This is a genomic window from Rhizobium sp. AG207R (assembly GCF_027109195.1).
In the GTDB taxonomy this organism is placed as follows: Bacteria; Pseudomonadota; Alphaproteobacteria; order Rhizobiales; family Rhizobiaceae; genus Rhizobium; species Rhizobium dioscoreae.
In genome coordinates this window covers 1-15457 of record NZ_JAEPVT010000021.1, presented here as the reverse complement: position 1 = coordinate 15457, position 15457 = coordinate 1, and the positions used below count along the sequence as shown (strand labels likewise).

The following is a 15457-nucleotide window of genomic DNA, read 5'->3' as shown; positions in this document are numbered from 1 at the left end:
ACGATGGAGCAAAAGGTCAGCGGGGCGAGCCTCAAGCGTCAAGTCACCTTCTGGGTGATCGTGCTCGTCGTCTTCATCGCCTTTATCTATATCTTCAGCACGATCCTGCTGCCGTTTATCGCTGGCATGGCGGTAGCCTATTTTCTCGATCCGGTCGCCGACCGGCTGGAGCGGATCGGCCTCAGCCGCCTGATGGCGACGGTGGTAATCCTGGTCTCCTTCATACTGATCTTCGCGCTGGCGCTGACGATCTTCATCCCGATCATCGTCAATCAGTTCAACGATTTCATTCAGCACATTCCGACCTATGTGCAGCAGATCCAGCAGCTGATCGCCAAGGCGCAGACGATGGTGCTGCCGGATTGGATCCGCAACCAGCTCGGCGCGATCAAGGACAATTTCTCCAGCATCATGTCCGAAGGTTTGAGCTTCGTCGGCGGCCTGTTCGCGCAGCTCTGGAGCTCTGGCAAGGCGCTGGTCAACATCATCTCGCTGATGGTCGTCACACCCGTCGTCGCCTTCTATATGCTGCTCGACTGGGATCGGATGGTCGCCAAGGTGGACGACTGGATCCCGCGCGATCATGTCGCCACCGTTCGCCAGATCGCTCGCGAGATCGACCAGGCAATCGCCGGCTTCATTCGAGGGCAGGGTTCGCTCTGCATTATTCTCGGCGTCTATTACGGCGTCGGTCTCTCGCTGGTTGGCCTGAATTTCGGTCTGCTGATCGGCCTCTTCGCCGGCATGATCAGCTTCATTCCCTATGTCGGCTCGATGGTCGGCCTCGTTCTGGCCGTCGGCGTCGCACTGGTTCAGTTCTGGCCGGATTATCTCTGGGTCGGCCTGACGCTCGTCGTCTTCTTCACCGGCCAGTTTCTGGAAGGCAATGTGCTGCAGCCGAAGCTTGTCGGCGAAAGCGTGGGCCTCCATCCGGTCTGGCTGATGTTCGCCCTTTTTGCCTTTGGTGCGCTTTTCGGCTTTGTCGGGCTGCTGATAGCGATCCCGGCCGCTGCCGCCTGCGGCGTTCTTGTCCGCTTCGCCCTTTCGCGCTACCTTCAGAGCGATCTCTATTATGGACGCTCGGAAGCGGGCAAGGCGCGCAGAGCCAAGGCCGGCAAGACCGAGAATAGCTAGACATGACCGACGCAAAGAACGCTGATCTAAGGCGCAAGGCCGCCGAGCAGCTGCCCTTGGCCTTTACGCATGATCCCGCAAACGGGCGCGACGATCTGCTCGTCGCCGATCCCTTGAGCGCGGCGGTGAAGATCGTCGATTCCTGGCCGCACTGGCCGTCGCCGGTGGTGATCCTGGCCGGTCCTGTCGGGTCGGGCAAATCGCATCTTGCCAGCATCTGGGCAGAGCGATGTGGGGCAGTCCACATTCACCCGGTGGCCGGCTCCGCTGCGGCAGTTGCAGCGGCGAACGGCCCCGTCATTTTCGAAGACGTGGATCGCCTCGGTTTTGACGATACCGAGCTTTTTCATGTCATCAACAGTGTGCGCGAAAACGGCACCAGTCTTCTGATGACGAGCCGGCTCTGGCCGATGTCGTGGCCGGTGACGCTGCCCGACCTGCGCTCGCGCCTGAAGGCGGCGACGGTGGTCGAGATCGGTGAGCCGGACGAGGAATTGCTGTCGCAGGTGATCGTCAAGCTATTCGCCGATCGCCAGCTTTATATCGATGACAAACTCGTCCTCTATATCGTCAATCGCATGGAGCGTTCCCTGAACGCAGCGCAGCTGATCGTCGACAGGCTGGACCGGCTGGCATTGGCGCGAGGAACAAGGATCACGCGCCTGTTGGCAGCCGAGGTCTTGAACGAACTGGGTGGCTCCGGTCAGCCGGATTGAGCTGACATCGACTGTCACAGTTCCGTCGTCAAACTGATATACGTGGCACAGGATTGGAAAGAGGGTAGGTGGAACATGGACTCGGCACTCACGGAACATCAGGACGCCAACCAGGAAAATCCAGAGACCGCACCTGCGGTCAGCGAATTGCTGACCAGCCCCGAGCGCTTCATCAACCGCGAGTTCTCCTGGCTGCAGTTCAACCGCCGCGTCCTTGAAGAGACGCTGAACACCGCCCATCCGCTGCTGGAACGCGTCCGCTTCCTTTCGATTTCCGCCGCGAACCTCGATGAGTTCTTCATGGTGCGCGTTGCCGGTCTTGAGGGCCAGGTCCGCCAGAAGATTCTCGTGCGCACCCCAGATGGCAAGACGCCGGCCGAACAGCTCGATGATATCCTGCGCGAGATCGACAATCTGCAGATGGAGCAGCAGGCTTCGCTCGCCGTCCTGCAGCAATATCTCGCCAAGGAAGATATTCTGATCGTACGCCCGGCCGCCCTTTCCGATGCCGACCGACAGTGGCTCCATACCGAATTCGAACAGGCGATCTTCCCGGTCCTGACGCCGCTCTCCATCGATCCGGCCCATCCGTTCCCGTTCATTCCGAACCTCGGCTTCTCGATCGCGCTGCAGCTGAAGAGCATGAATGGCCGCGAGCCGATGACGGCGCTGTTGCGCCTGCCGCCGGCGCTCGATCGTTTCGTGCGCCTGCCTGACGCCAGCAACGTCATCCGCTACATCACGCTCGAAGATGTGGTGAACATCTTCATCCACCGGCTTTATCCGGGTTACGAAGTGCAGGGCTCCGGTACCTTCCGCATTATTCGAGACAGCGATATCGAAGTCGAGGAAGAGGCCGAAGATCTGGTGCGCTTCTTCGAAACCGCGCTGAAGCGTCGCCGCCGCGGTTCCGTGATCCGCATCGAGACGGACTCCGAAATGCCGCTCGAGCTTCGCCAGTTCGTGGTGGAGTCGCTGAACGTTCCGGGAAACCGCATCGCGGTTCTGCCCGGCCTTCTCGCGCTCAACACGCTTTCCGAAATCTGCAAGGCGCCGCGCGACGATCTGCGTTTCGAGCCCTACAATGCCCGATTTCCTGAGCGCGTCCGCGAACATGCCGGCGATTGCTTCGCCGCGATCCGTGAAAAGGACATGGTCGTCCACCACCCCTATGAATCCTTCGACGTGGTGGTCCAGTTCCTTCTCCAGGCTGCTAGGGATCCTGATGTTCTGGCGATAAAACAGACGCTTTACCGCACGTCAAATGACAGCCCCATCGTCCGTGCGCTGATCGATGCAGCCGATCTCGGCAAATCAGTTACCGCGTTGGTGGAACTGAAGGCTCGATTTGACGAAGAAGCCAACATCCGCTGGGCGCGCGATCTGGAGCGCGCCGGCGTGCAGGTCGTCTTCGGCTTCATCGAGCTTAAGACGCATTCGAAGATGTCCATGGTCGTGCGCCGCGAAGATGGCAAGTTGCGGACCTATTGCCATCTCGGCACCGGCAACTATCATCCGGTTACCGCCAAGATTTACACCGATCTTTCCTACTTCACCTGTGATCCGACGATCGCCCATGACATGGCGAACATCTTCAACTTCATTACCGGTTACGGTGAGCCGGAACAGGGCATGAAGATCGCCGTTTCGCCCTATACGCTGCGTCCGCGCATCCTTCAGCATATCGAAGGCGAGATCGAACATGCTAGGAACGGCCGTCCGGCGGCGATCTGGATGAAGATGAATTCGCTCGTCGATCCCGAAATCATCGACGCTCTGTATCGCGCCAGCAACGCCGGCGTCGATATCGAGCTTGTCGTGCGCGGCATTTGCTGCCTGCGTCCGCAGATTCCCGGGCTTTCGGAAAGGATCCGCGTCAAATCCATCGTCGGCCGCTTCCTTGAGCACAGCCGCATCTTCTGCTTCGGCGACGGTCACGGCCTGCCGTCGGACAAGGCGCTGGTCTATATCGGCTCGGCCGACATGATGCCGAGAAACCTCGACCGCCGTGTCGAAACGCTCGTGCCGCTCACCAACAAGACCGTGCATGAACAGGTGCTTTCACAGATCATGCTGGGCAATATCATTGACAATCAGCAAAGCTACGAGATATTGCCGGACGGGACTTCACGGCGCATGGAAGTGCGTCAGGGAAAAGAGCCATTCAATGCACAGCAGTATTTCATGACCAATCCCAGCCTGTCCGGCCGTGGTGAAGCCTTGAAATCCAGCGCACCGAAACTCATCGCTGGGCTGCTGTCGGGCCGCAACAAATAAATTGGACCTGCATGGTTGAATCAGAAGCCCAGGGGCGTCTTCCGGGCATCGCCCCTGTCTCCGTTGTCGATATCGGGTCGAACTCGGTCCGCCTTGTCGTTTATGAAGGCCATTCGCGGTCGCCAACCATCCTCTTCAACGAAAAAGTGCTGTGCGGCCTCGGCAAGGGCATAGCGCTGACGGGGAAGATGGACGAGGAAAGCGTGGCGCGGGCGCTTGCCGCGCTGCATCGCTTCAAGGCGCTCTCCGATCAGGCGCGCGCATCCACCATCTACGTGCTGGCGACAGCCGCAGCGCGTGAGGCCAGCAATGGTCCGCAGTTCATCCATCAGGCAGAAGCCATCCTCCAGCGCAAGGTGCGCGTGCTGTCTGGCGAAGAAGAGGCACGCTTTTCCGCGCTTGGCATTATCAGCGGTTTTTACCATCCCGATGGCATTGCCGGAGATCTTGGTGGCGGCTCGCTGGAGCTGATCGACATCAAGGACCGGGAGATCGGCAAGGGCATCACGCTGCCGCTTGGCGGCCTGCGCCTCTCCGAATATGCTGGCGGCTCGATTGAGAAGGCGCGCAGCTTCGCGCGCAAGCATGTCAAGACCGCGAAGCTCCTGAGCAAGGGCGAGGGCCGGACATTCTACGCAGTTGGCGGCACATGGCGAAGCGTGGCCAAGCTGCACATGGAAATCCGCAAATATCCGCTGCACATGATGCAGGGCTATGAAGTGCCGCTCGATGAGATGATCCGCTTTCTGGATCAGATCGTCGAATCGAAGGATTCGAAGGACCCCGCTCTGCAGGCGGTTTCCAAGCATCGTCGTTCGCTGCTGCCTTTCGGCGCGGTCGCCATGCGCGAAGTACTGACCGCTATGAAGCCGTCCGTCATCTCCTTCTCCGCTCAGGGCGTTCGTGAAGGTTATCTCTATTCGCTGCTGACGGAGGCGGAGCGCAACAGCGATCCGTTGCTCACCGCAGCCGGCGAGCTTGCCATCCTGCGTGCGCGTTCGCCGGAACATGCCCGCGAGCTTGCCGATTGGACGGGGCGGATGATGCCCTTTTTCGGTATCACCGAGACCGAAGAAGAGAGCCGCTATCGCCAGGCAGCCTGCCTGCTTGCCGACATCAGCTGGCGCGCCCATCCCGATTATCGCGGCCTGCAGGCGCTGAACATCATCGCCCACACCTCCTTCGTCGGCATCACCCATGCCGGCCGCGCCTTCATCGCACTTGCCAACTACTATCGCTTCGAGGGTTTGAACGACGATGGAGCGACCGAGCCGCTGGCAACGATCGCGACGCCGCTCTACATCGAGCGGGCCAAGCTGCTCGGCGGCCTGTTGCGTGTCGTCTATCTCTTCTCGGCGTCAATGCCCGGTATTGTCCGCAACCTGTCGTTCCGCCGTTCGACAAATCCGGATCTAGACCTCGAATTCGTCGTCCCCGCCGAGTATCACGATTTTGCGGGCGAGCGACTGGATGGGCGCCTGCAGCAGCTCGGCAAGCTTACGAACCGCCGCTTGGCCTTCCGCTTCGAATAGGTTTTTTGAAGCCTCTCCCCGCAAACCAGGGAGAGGCCGTTTCGCCGCGACTTATTTCGCGTTCAGGAAATCGCCCACTTCAAGAAGGCTGAACTCGTTGTCGTCAGCCTTATCGACGGCACGGCCTGCCGAGAAGGGCAGATTATTGTCATTGCCGATGACGATATGTGTGGCATCGACGCGATCGACATTCTCGATCGTGACGAAGGGCATGTCGTAAAAGCCTTCGCCGCCGCCCTGGCGACGCTTGTGATCGGGATCTTCGATGCGCAGCAGATCGATATAGCCGATCTTGCGAACGGACTTGCCGACATTGGCGTCGCTGAACTCGATCTTATAGACGCGCTTCAGCTCGACCGGAGCCTCGAAGCAATCCGGCTTCGGCTGCTTGGGATCGGCGCAGGCCTTGTCCTTCGTGCCGGCGCCGTTGTCGCGTTCGATGACCAGGGCCGTCGTCTCGTCGAGCATGTTGAAATCGCCGATCGACACACCCTTGTCCGCGAAGGGATAGAGCCAGCTGCGGCCGGTCCAGCTCTTCGACGCAACATCGAATTCGATGACACGGATGGCCGTCTTGCCGTCGACGCTCTCCATCTGGCCGTCATCCTTGTAGATCGGGCCTTCCAGCAGACCGTAGAGCTTGGAGCCGTCCTTCGACATGGCGAGGCCCTCGAAGCCGCCGGAGCGCTTCAGGTTGAAGGCCGGCATCTTCTGCGTGGGGTTGCCGGGCAGCTGGATCAGCGGATTGTCAGGAGACAGGACCGGCTTGCCGTCGAGCGTCGTTGCGAAGACGTCGGTCAGCTGGCCGTTCGTGTCGAATTTCAGCAGGTAAGGGCCGAATTCATCGCCGATCCAGAAGCCATCGGCAACAGGTTGGATCGATTCGATGTCGAAGTCGGCGCCTGTCAGGTAACGCTTGTCGGCGCCTTCCATAACGATCGGGAAGGGGGCCTTCTTGTTCGGGTCGGACAGGAACAGATTCTTGACGACCTCGACCTTGCCCCCGTCCCAGTCGAATTTCAGCTGATGCAGGAAAAGCATCGCGTCGGAAGAGTTCTGCTTGGAGCCGAAGCCATTGTCGGAGAGCGTCCAGAAGGTGCCGTCGGGCATGGTCTTGATGCCGGAGAAGCCCTGAATCGGCTGGCCGGCGAAGGGCAGCTTCAGGTCGGTGACGCGGGCGCCATCCTTGCCCGGCACGGTGCCGAGAGCGTCGGTGCGCTTGCGATCCGGCGTGGTGAATTTGCCTGACGTTTTCAAGAAATCTGCCGCATCGGCTGGGGCGGCAGTGATGGTGTTGGCCGGCAGGATCGCCTGGCCGACGAGCTTTGCCTTGAATTGCTGCTCGTCTGCTTGCGCCGAGGCGGCAAGCAGAATGAAAAGTGCCGTGGAAGCGGAAAGGATTCGGGTCATTATGTCACCTTGTTGGCGAGAAGTGGTGAAAACAATCCCGCTTAACAGGGGAGCCATGTCGGTGAATTAACGCTCAGGTGAAGATTTGGTGACTGTGGACAACCCATAGGCTGTGAAGCCCTGGCGTGCATCAATATCGGACTGCAGCTAGCGATGTGTATTGCTCACGATATATTGCGAATGGTCTTCAGCGCCTGCTGGTCCTGCGCGTGAAGGGCGATGACGCCAAGGTGCTGATCGCGGCCGCGAACGGCATGTTCACCGAGCTCTTCCTTGATGACCCCTTCGGGAAGCTCCATCCTTCTGGCAAGGTCGCTTGAAATCAGCACCTGACGCTCCAGCGTTTTGCAGAGAGACTCCAGCCTTGCGGTCGTGTTCACCGTGTCGCCGAAATAGGCGATCTTGTGGTGGTCGACGCCGATTTCCGCCGTCACGATGCTGCCGCCGTGGAGAGCGGCCCGCAAACGCGGTACCCTGCCATAGGATTTCAGCCATGTTTCGGCGTTTTTTTCGATATCGTCGAGGATATTGAATACGCAGCGCACGCAATTGGCATTCTTGACGCCCCGTTGGAGCGGCCAGGTGATGATGGCGGCATCGCCGATATAGTCGTCGATCGCGCCCTTATGCCGCCGTACCGGCTCGGCCATGGAACCGAATACCGCACCGAGGAATTCCTGCGTTTTCAGGTCGCCATGTTCCTCGGCAAAAGCAGTCGAGCCGACGAGATCGATGAACAGAAAGACGCGCTCCTCCTGCACCGGATTGCGGTAGCGGCCGGTCAACAGGCTGGAGAAGACGTCGCGCCCAAGCAATTCCCGCACGCGGCCGATGAAAATGACAATGGCGGTGACGACGACAGCATAAAGATAGACGTCTATCTTCAGCAGCGTAAGATCTTCCCAGGAGCCATCGACCAGCCCCAGAAGCTTCATGATACTGCCCGCCATGGCGTAGCCGGCGCTCATCAGCAGGAAATCGACGACCAGGGCCGAAAGGATGAAAGCCGGCGTCGGCAGCCGATGCATCCAGTCGTTCAGCCGCGGCAGGATCATGCGGCGTTCGAAGACCAGCAGCGGCATGCCGCAGAACAGCGCAAAGACTGCACCGATGTACATCGGCGCCTGTGGGAAGAATAGCTTGCCGTAGATGACGCCCGTCGAAGCGACGAATAGCGATGTCAGGATCCAGTTGCGCATCGAATGGAAGATGCCCATTCACTTTTCCGCCGAGAAGCGACGCCTGTCATCGACGCGGGATTGCGCCGGCAAACTGGAACGTCATCGAATAGAACGATTACACAAGACGTTCATTTCACGAGATTTGCGGCGCAATCGTGATGACAGCCGGCATCTCGATACACGAAACATACGCAATCGTAAGACGGCGGAAAAGGAGAATGTCGCTGCTAGAGGGCGATGGTCTCGATCCGCTTGCCGACGAAGCGCAGGGCCACCTGACCCTGGATCAGCTGCAGGGCAGTCTCGCCGAAAAGATCTCGACGCCAGCCGGTCAGAGCCGCAACATCGGCCTTCTCGCCCTCGGCGGCGATCTTGTCGAGATCGTCGCTGTTGGCGATGACCTTCGGCGCAACGCCATGCTTTTCCGCAATCAGCTTCAAAAGGACCTTCAACAGTTCGGAAGCCGCTGCCGTGCCCTCGGGAGCCTGCTGGTGGCGCGGCGGATGTGGCATTTCTGCCTTCGGCAGCGCCAGCGCCGCGTTGATCGCTTCAAGCACCGCCGTGCCGGCGGCAGAGCGCTCCCAACCCTTCGGGATGGTGCGCAGCCGCGCCAGCGCCTCGGTGTCCTTCGGCTGCTGCTGCGCAATCTCATAGATCGCGTCATCCTTCAGCACGCGGGCGCGTGGGACGTTGCGGGCGCGGGCCTCGCGTTCGCGCCAGGCGGCCACGAATTTAAGGACGGCCAGTTCTTGCGGCTTGCGCAGCCGCATCTTCAGCCGCTGCCATGCGTCGTCCGGATGGAGGTCGTAGGTCTCGCGCGCCTCCAGGATCGCCATCTCCTCCTGCAGCCAGGAGGCGCGCCCTTCGCGCTGCAATTGCTCCTTGAGCGAGAGATAGACGTCGCGCAGATGCGTCACGTCGGCGAGTGCATAGTCGAGCTGCTTTTCCGAGAGCGGGCGCCGGCTCCAGTCGGTAAAGCGCGAGGATTTGTCGATATGGACATTCTTGATGCGGCTGACGAGCTGATCGTAGGAAACCGAATCGCCGAAGCCGCAGACCATCGCCGCAACTTGGGTATCGAAGATCGGATGCGGAATGAGATTGCCGCGATGGAAGATGATTTCGATATCCTGGCGCGCAGCATGAAACACCTTCAAAACCGATGGGTTGGCCATCAGTTCGAAGAAGGGTGCCAGATCCAGCCCCTTGGCCAGCGGGTCCACCAGCACTTCGGTGGTGGGGCTTGCCATCTGTATCAAACACAGCTCCGGCCAGAAGGTCGTTTCTCGCAGGAATTCCGTATCGATGGTGATGAATTCCGACTTGGCCAGCTCTTGGCAGGCCGCCTCCAATTGGGCGGTAGTTTCGATCATATCAACACATTCAATGGTAAAATACTTTCTTAACTTCCTTCTCCTTTCAGCCGGATATGTCAATACTTTCGCGGACAAAGCCCTTGCCGCATTTCGCTTTTCGCTGAAATTGCCGAAAACAGTGATGGCTTTGACCAAGGCCACTGGAAATTGAAGAGGCTCGCGACCGGCTAGGCCACCCGCACGTAACTCGTCATGCCCGTCTTCTGGTGTTCGATGATATGGCAATGCAGTAGCCAGTCGCCGGGATTGTCGGCGACGAAGGCAAGCTGCACCTTTTCATCCGGCTGGATCAGATAGGTATCGGAGACGAAGGGCTGCACCTGCCGCGTCGAAGAGGAGATGACGGTAAAGCTCATTCCGTGCAAGTGGATCGGATGGCTGTGCGGCGTGACGTTTTCCATGTCTATGATATAGCTCTTGCCGAGCTTGAGTTCGGCAAGCGGCGCGGTCGGATCGGGCGTATCGCCCGGCCACGGCACCTTGTTGATTGCCCAGAAGCTGTAGCCGAGCGAGCCGCAAATGCTGTTGTCGGCGGTGTTCTCCGCCGTCGAGCTCAGGATCAGCGGAATATGGGTGGCGGAACCGAGGTCTGCCTTCTGCACGGGATTGTCTTCGAGCGGCGCCAGATCGCGCATGTCTCGCTTCAATGATGCGCCCACGGCGCGTAGCGTCGCCAGCACCTTCGGATTGGTCCCTTTGATGTCCTCGAGCTTGACGACCGCGCCTTCGCTGTCGGGCATGCGCACCGCAAGCTCCAGCCGCTGTCCCGGTCCGAGCTGCAAAAGATCGAGCGGAAAGCGCTGCGGCACGGGATTGCCGTCGATCGCGATCACAGTCGCCTCGGCGCCGTCCATGCGGAAGGAATAGATGCGCGTGACGTCGGTGATGGCAATGCGCAGCCGCACCAGCCCGCCGGAAGGCGCGTCATATCGCGGCTCCGGCTGCCAATTGGCGGTCCGCACCGTGCCATAGGTGCCGGATTTGGCCGCATCGCGCGGCCGGAACTGGGCGATGAACTGTCCGTCGCTGCCGAGCCGCCAATCGCGCAGATTGAGCACTACTTCCGAATCGAAGGCGGGATCCTTGGGGTTCTCGACCACGATGACGCCGGTCATGCCGTGGCCCATCTGCTCCAGCGTATTGCAATGTGGATGATACCAGAAGGTGCCGGCGTCCGGCGGCGTGAAGGCGTAATCGAAATGATCACCGGTATAGATGTAGGGCTGGGTGAGGAAGGGCACGCCGTCCATATTGTTGGGCAGACGAATGCCGTGCCAGTGAATGGTCGTCGGCTCGTCTATGCCGTTGATCAGTCGCGCGGCGAAGGATTCCCCCTTCTTCATGCGCACGACCGGCGGAATGCCGGCGTCCCCATAGGTGAGCACGTTCTTGGTTTTGCCGCCGTCGGTAAGGTTTGCCTCGATCTTGGCCGTCTTCAGCGTGAGTGGCTCGGCGGCCGCCGCCTTGCCCGCAAACTTCCCGGCGATCCCGATACCGACGCCATAAGCGCCCGCAACGGCTGAAGCTTTCAAAAGATTGCGGCGGGTAAGGATCGGCATATCGGGCTCCGGGGGCGAAGATATATGGATGTCTGTTTAAAGTTGACCGTGATGTTCAGCAATAGCATCGAGGTAGCCAAACTGCCGCAGCAGCTACTTGCGGCTGTCGATATGTTTATCGTCATGCTGGATCTCGATAGAGCCGTATTCTTTCCTGGACGCAATCGCCAAAACAGGAGGGCGCATGCGCCGCCGACGTACCGGCTCGATTGCGCCAATTCGCGAAAACAATGCGCAGTGATGCCACCAAGGCTGAAAACATGCTTTGGCAGGCCTTGCGTCGAAGCCAGCTTGAGGGATTCAGATTTAAGCGACAGGTTCCGATCAATGGTTACATTCTCGATTTCGTATGTTTCGAGGCGCGGCTCATTGTCGAGGTCGACGGTGCCCAACACGCCGAAAGCATCGGGGATCTAGCGAGAGACGCACATTTCTCGAAGCAGGGCTTTCGTACAATGCGAGTCTGGAACCATGAGGTCACAACAAATCTTGAGGGAGTCTGCCTGACGATTCTGGCAGAGCTGAAAAATAGCGGAGTGCAGGTCTATCTCGCTCCTGGCGGGCGAGAAAGCAATTTCAATGGTTTAGGAATTGCGAACTGGGAGCTGCGACGCTTTCCAAAGCGCAGCGCAATTTCTAAGTCATTGAAATTGCAAGAGCGGTGGTCCTCTTCTCGCTCGTATAATTCAAAGATTGGGTGCATCCCTACCTACCCCCTCTCTTGCAAAAACTAAGACTTAGAAGAGGGACGAGCCCTCATCTAAGCCTAAGTTTTTGCTTTCTCGCCCGCCGGGGGCGAGATAAGCCATGCGTTCGAGCCTTGACAAATCGGGCGCACCATGCGCTTTTCCGCCCGATTTTCTCGTCGGCGGGCGAGGGGTTTGCATGTCCTTGCGCCACCGCCCGCCAAGCCCAGGATATATACTATGCATCGCTATCGCAGCCACACATGCGCCGCCCTGCGCAAGTCCGACGTCGGTTCGACCGTCCGCATTGCCGGCTGGGTTCATCGCGTCCGAGATCATGGCGGCGTGCTGTTCATCGACCTGCGCGATCACTACGGCATCACCCAGGTCGTTGCCGACCCTGATTCTCCGGCATTCAAGCTCGCCGAAACCGTTCGTGGCGAGTGGGTCATCCGCATCGACGGCCTGGTCAAAGCCCGTACGGAAGACACTGTCAACAAGAACATGCCGACCGGCGAGATCGAGCTTTATGCTCAGGAGATCGAAGTGCTCTCCGCCGCCAAGGAGCTGCCGCTGCCTGTTTTCGGCGAGCCGGACTATCCGGAAGACGTACGCCTGAAGTATCGCTTCCTCGATCTTCGCCGCGAAACGCTGCACAAGAACATCGTCAAGCGCACGCAGATCATCTCCTCCATGCGCCGCCACATGGGCGAAGTGGGCTTTACCGAATATACGACCCCGATCCTCACGGCCTCGTCGCCGGAAGGCGCACGCGACTTCCTGGTGCCGAGCCGTATCCACCCCGGCACCTTCTACGCGCTGCCGCAGGCGCCGCAGCAGTACAAGCAGCTTTTGATGGTTGCCGGCTTCGACCGCTACTTCCAGATCGCGCCGTGCTTCCGCGACGAAGACCCGCGTGCCGACCGTCTGCCTGGCGAATTCTATCAGCTCGATCTCGAAATGAGCTTCGTAACGCAGGAAGACGTCTGGAACACGATGGGTCCGCTGATGACCCAGGTCTTCGAAGAGTTTGCAGACGGCAAGCCGGTCACCAAGGAATGGCCGCGCATCCCCTATGACGTCGCCATCCGCAAGTATGGCTCCGACAAGCCGGACCTGCGCAACCCGATCGTCATGGAAGCCGTTACCGAGCATTTTGCCGGCTCCGGCTTCAAGGTCTTCGCCAATATGATCGCTTCCAACCCGAAGGTCGAAGTCTGGGCCATCCCGGCCAAGACCGGCGGTTCGCGCGCATTCTGCGACCGCATGAACGCCTGGGCACAGAGCCAGGGCCAGCCGGGCCTCGGCTATATCTTCTGGCGCAAGGAAGGCGAAAAGCTCGAAGGTGCCGGCCCGCTTGCCAAGAACATCGGCGAAGAACGCACGGATGCGATCCGCACCCAGCTCGGCCTCGATGACGGCGACGCCTGCTTCTTCGTCGCCGGCGATCCATCCAAGTTCTACAAGTTTGCCGGTGAAGCCCGTAACCGTGCCGCCGACGAACTGAACCTGATCGATCGCGATCGCTTCGAGCTGTGCTGGATCGTCGACTTCCCGTTCTTCGAATGGAGCGAGGAAGAAAAGAAGATCGACTTCGCTCACAACCCGTTCTCGATGCCGCAGGGCGGTCTCGAGGCGCTGCAGAACCAGGATCCCCTGACGATCAAGGCGTTCCAGTACGACGCCGTCTGCAACGGCTTCGAAATCGCGTCGGGCTCGATCCGTAACCAGTCGCCGGAAACCATGGTCGCCGCCTTCGAAAAGGTCGGCCTTAGCCAGACGGACGTCGAAGAGCGCTTCGGCGGCCTTTATCGTGCCTTCCAGTACGGTGCGCCTCCGCACGGTGGTGCTGCCTTCGGCATCGACCGTATCGTCATGCTGCTGGTCGGTGCCAAGAACCTGCGCGAGATCTCGCTCTTCCCGATGAACCAGCAGGCACAGGATCTGCTGATGGGCGCTCCTTCGGCCGCAACGCCGACGCAGCTGCGCGAACTGGCGATCCGCCCGGTGCCGCCGGTCAAGAAGGACTAAGTCCTTCGAGAGCTTGTCAAAATGCAAAACCCGGCGACCGAAATCGCCGGGTTTTTTGCGCTTGATTAGACGACCAACCTAATCGTTTGATGTGATTTTCAGGTCGATCATCTTCGGGATCGACTCTTTTGCGTTCCTCGCTGCTTCGAGGACGGCTGACATCGGAATGGGTTGGGCAGGGGTGGCGCTAAACATCAGGCTTCTTGGATTGTTGAAGTATTCAATAATCGCTCTTGAAAGCATCCGCTGGAGGTCGGGAATATCAAGCGCAGCTGTTAACTCCAGCATTTCTTTAGCGAAGCGGTTCGCAGATTGCGCGCGCGTCACATGGTCCCATTTACTCACGTAGTCGAATGCGCGGTTGGTGATTGACGCATCGTCAAAGCGAATCTGCGCGCTATTCAACGTCAACTGCTGAACGAACGCGAGAAGCAGCAAATATTTAGCATTCTTGGTATTTTCATCGTCCGCGGCGCCGGTCAAGGAGGAGTAAAGTGCATCCGTGGTGCTGTAGAGCCCCGGGGTGATGCCCGAGAAACTGAGCTGTACATTCAGTTTCCCCATATTCTCCAGATCAATCGTGTAGTCCGTCAGATCATACTTGCCGGTCGAAAGCTCCCAGCTGCTTTTCATGGAAAATGTCGCGCGCAGATTTTGCAGCCCAAAATATCGAATTGCTTCAGGGCTTACCGGCATTTGAGCTAGGGAGAGATCGGCAACAATTCCATCAATTGTGAAACTGGAATCGACGCCTTTTCCGTCTGGACGTTTCGTTGCGACGGAATCGGCAGCGGATATGGAGAAAAACTTTTCACCGACTTTGAGGGCAGACACCGGGCCAGCATGTGCGTGATAAGTGAATACTGAGTCGATATCACTCAACGTCGCATTTGCGGGAATTTCGAGATCTTCCACCCTTAGCCCCGTTGCATTCGCACTGAAGTCCTTTTGTTCTATTGTAATATCGGGAATGAGCACCTTCTTGATTGCATAACCGCCCGTCCGTTCGGTCACGTCGGTCATGACGACATCTCCGAGGCTAATGGCGGTTCTTCCTCGCGGCATATATCTCACGTTTTTCAGAACGACGGTTGAACCGTTAACATCGACGCTTCCGGCTTCGACTGAGTCGCCTATTTGCGCGACCATGGCGTTGTTTAGCTTCTTGAGGACGTCGGCACCGTCGAGCGCGAAAGCAGAACTCGCTGAGAATAGAAGCCCGACACTGATCGCCGCCCGCCACCTTGCCCGATAGAAAATCATGATGGAGTGTCCCGGATTAAAAGTGTACATCTGAAACAATAAATTGCTTATCATTGCAAGCAATAGGATACATTTTATTGAAATGCAAACATTGGTTGCATTTGTGGCGGCGACATATGTTCGCGTTGCTCAATTTCATGAAATACAAAAACCCGGCGACCGCAATGAACTGACCCCCGAAAGTTGGACAACCAACTTTCGGGGTTTTTCATGTCGAAATACAGCACGTCGTTCAAGCAGAGTGTTGTGGAGTTTTACAGCGGCGGCCAGCGCAGCCTGCAGGAGGTGAGTG

11 protein-coding genes are annotated in these 15457 nt (G+C 58.8%); 6 read left to right on the top strand and 5 right to left on the bottom strand.

Annotation, left to right across the window (positions count from 1 at the left end; translation table 11 throughout):
* The first annotated feature begins 3 nt into the window (after positions 1 to 3).
* From JJQ51_RS32295 to ppx, 4 genes are all read left to right on the top strand, one after another.
* Positions 4 to 1134, top strand: a complete 1131-nt coding sequence (locus tag JJQ51_RS32295) for an AI-2E family transporter (RefSeq protein WP_269245840.1) — start codon at positions 4 to 6, stop codon at positions 1132 to 1134.
* 2 nt (positions 1135 to 1136) lie between these two features.
* The gene (hdaA, locus tag JJQ51_RS32290; protein WP_113329051.1) at positions 1137 to 1850 is read left to right on the top strand and encodes a DnaA regulatory inactivator HdaA; all 714 of its coding nucleotides are present in this window, start codon (positions 1137 to 1139) and stop codon (positions 1848 to 1850) included.
* A 75-nt stretch (positions 1851 to 1925) separates the two neighbouring features.
* The gene (locus JJQ51_RS32285) at positions 1926 to 4127 is read left to right on the top strand and encodes an RNA degradosome polyphosphate kinase (RefSeq protein WP_145320502.1); all 2202 of its coding nucleotides are present in this window, start codon (positions 1926 to 1928) and stop codon (positions 4125 to 4127) included.
* An 11-nt stretch (positions 4128 to 4138) separates the two neighbouring features.
* Positions 4139 to 5659: an exopolyphosphatase gene (gene ppx, locus JJQ51_RS32280; RefSeq protein ID WP_113329049.1), complete on the top strand. Its 1521-nt coding sequence runs from the start codon at positions 4139 to 4141 to the stop codon at positions 5657 to 5659.
* 51 nt (positions 5660 to 5710) lie between these two features.
* On the opposite strand, the gene JJQ51_RS32275 is transcribed toward ppx, so the two are convergent.
* From JJQ51_RS32275 to JJQ51_RS32260, 4 genes are all read right to left on the bottom strand, one after another.
* Entirely contained in the window at positions 5711 to 7069 is a 1359-nt protein-coding gene (locus JJQ51_RS32275) for an esterase-like activity of phytase family protein (RefSeq protein WP_152093466.1), read from the bottom strand.
* A 164-nt stretch (positions 7070 to 7233) separates the two neighbouring features.
* Positions 7234 to 8286 carry an adenylate/guanylate cyclase domain-containing protein gene (locus JJQ51_RS32270; RefSeq protein WP_145631638.1) on the bottom strand — a complete coding sequence of 351 codons (1053 nt, stop codon included), beginning with the start codon at positions 8284 to 8286 and terminating at the stop codon, positions 7234 to 7236.
* A gap of 191 nt (positions 8287 to 8477) precedes the next feature.
* On the bottom strand, positions 8478 to 9623 hold the full coding sequence (gene rnd / locus JJQ51_RS32265; RefSeq protein WP_113354701.1) for a ribonuclease D: 1146 nt from the start codon (positions 9621 to 9623) through the stop codon (positions 8478 to 8480).
* Positions 9624 to 9793: 170 nt separating this feature from the next.
* On the bottom strand, positions 9794 to 11185 hold the full coding sequence (locus JJQ51_RS32260; protein WP_113354702.1) for a multicopper oxidase family protein: 1392 nt from the start codon (positions 11183 to 11185) through the stop codon (positions 9794 to 9796).
* A gap of 209 nt (positions 11186 to 11394) precedes the next feature.
* Here JJQ51_RS32260 and JJQ51_RS32865 point away from each other — a divergent pair, with 209 nt between their 5' ends.
* Together JJQ51_RS32865 and aspS are read left to right on the top strand one after the other, a co-directional pair.
* Positions 11395 to 11919 carry an endonuclease domain-containing protein gene (locus tag JJQ51_RS32865; RefSeq protein WP_308936582.1) on the top strand — a complete coding sequence of 175 codons (525 nt, stop codon included), beginning with the start codon at positions 11395 to 11397 and terminating at the stop codon, positions 11917 to 11919.
* A 192-nt stretch (positions 11920 to 12111) separates the two neighbouring features.
* Complete coding sequence (gene aspS / locus JJQ51_RS32250) at positions 12112 to 13902, top strand: aspartate--tRNA ligase (protein ID WP_113329044.1); 1791 nt, start codon at positions 12112 to 12114, stop codon at positions 13900 to 13902.
* Positions 13903 to 13980: 78 nt separating this feature from the next.
* Here aspS and JJQ51_RS32245 read toward each other — a convergent pair whose 3' ends face one another.
* Positions 13981 to 15165 carry a hypothetical protein gene (locus JJQ51_RS32245; RefSeq protein WP_152096033.1) on the bottom strand — a complete coding sequence of 395 codons (1185 nt, stop codon included), beginning with the start codon at positions 15163 to 15165 and terminating at the stop codon, positions 13981 to 13983.
* Positions 15166 to 15457: the final 292 nt, after the last annotated feature.

Bases quoted from the DNA above. Each gene is read 5' to 3' on its own strand.
- JJQ51_RS32295 (WP_269245840.1), top strand. From the start codon at position 4: ATGGAGCAAAAGGTCAGCGGGGCGAGCCTCAAGCGTCAAGTCACCTTC.
- hdaA (WP_113329051.1), top strand. From the start codon at position 1,137: ATGACCGACGCAAAGAACGCTGATCTAAGGCGCAAGGCCGCCGAGCAG.
- JJQ51_RS32285 (WP_145320502.1), top strand. From the start codon at position 1,926: ATGGACTCGGCACTCACGGAACATCAGGACGCCAACCAGGAAAATCCA.
- ppx (WP_113329049.1), top strand. From the start codon at position 4,139: ATGGTTGAATCAGAAGCCCAGGGGCGTCTTCCGGGCATCGCCCCTGTC.
- JJQ51_RS32275 (WP_152093466.1), bottom strand. From the start codon at position 7,069: ATGACCCGAATCCTTTCCGCTTCCACGGCACTTTTCATTCTGCTTGCC.
- JJQ51_RS32270 (WP_145631638.1), bottom strand. From the start codon at position 8,286: ATGGGCATCTTCCATTCGATGCGCAACTGGATCCTGACATCGCTATTC.
- rnd (WP_113354701.1), bottom strand. From the start codon at position 9,623: ATGATCGAAACTACCGCCCAATTGGAGGCGGCCTGCCAAGAGCTGGCC.
- JJQ51_RS32260 (WP_113354702.1), bottom strand. From the start codon at position 11,185: ATGCCGATCCTTACCCGCCGCAATCTTTTGAAAGCTTCAGCCGTTGCG.
- aspS (WP_113329044.1), top strand. From the start codon at position 12,112: ATGCATCGCTATCGCAGCCACACATGCGCCGCCCTGCGCAAGTCCGAC.
- JJQ51_RS32245 (WP_152096033.1), bottom strand. From the start codon at position 15,165: ATGATTTTCTATCGGGCAAGGTGGCGGGCGGCGATCAGTGTCGGGCTT.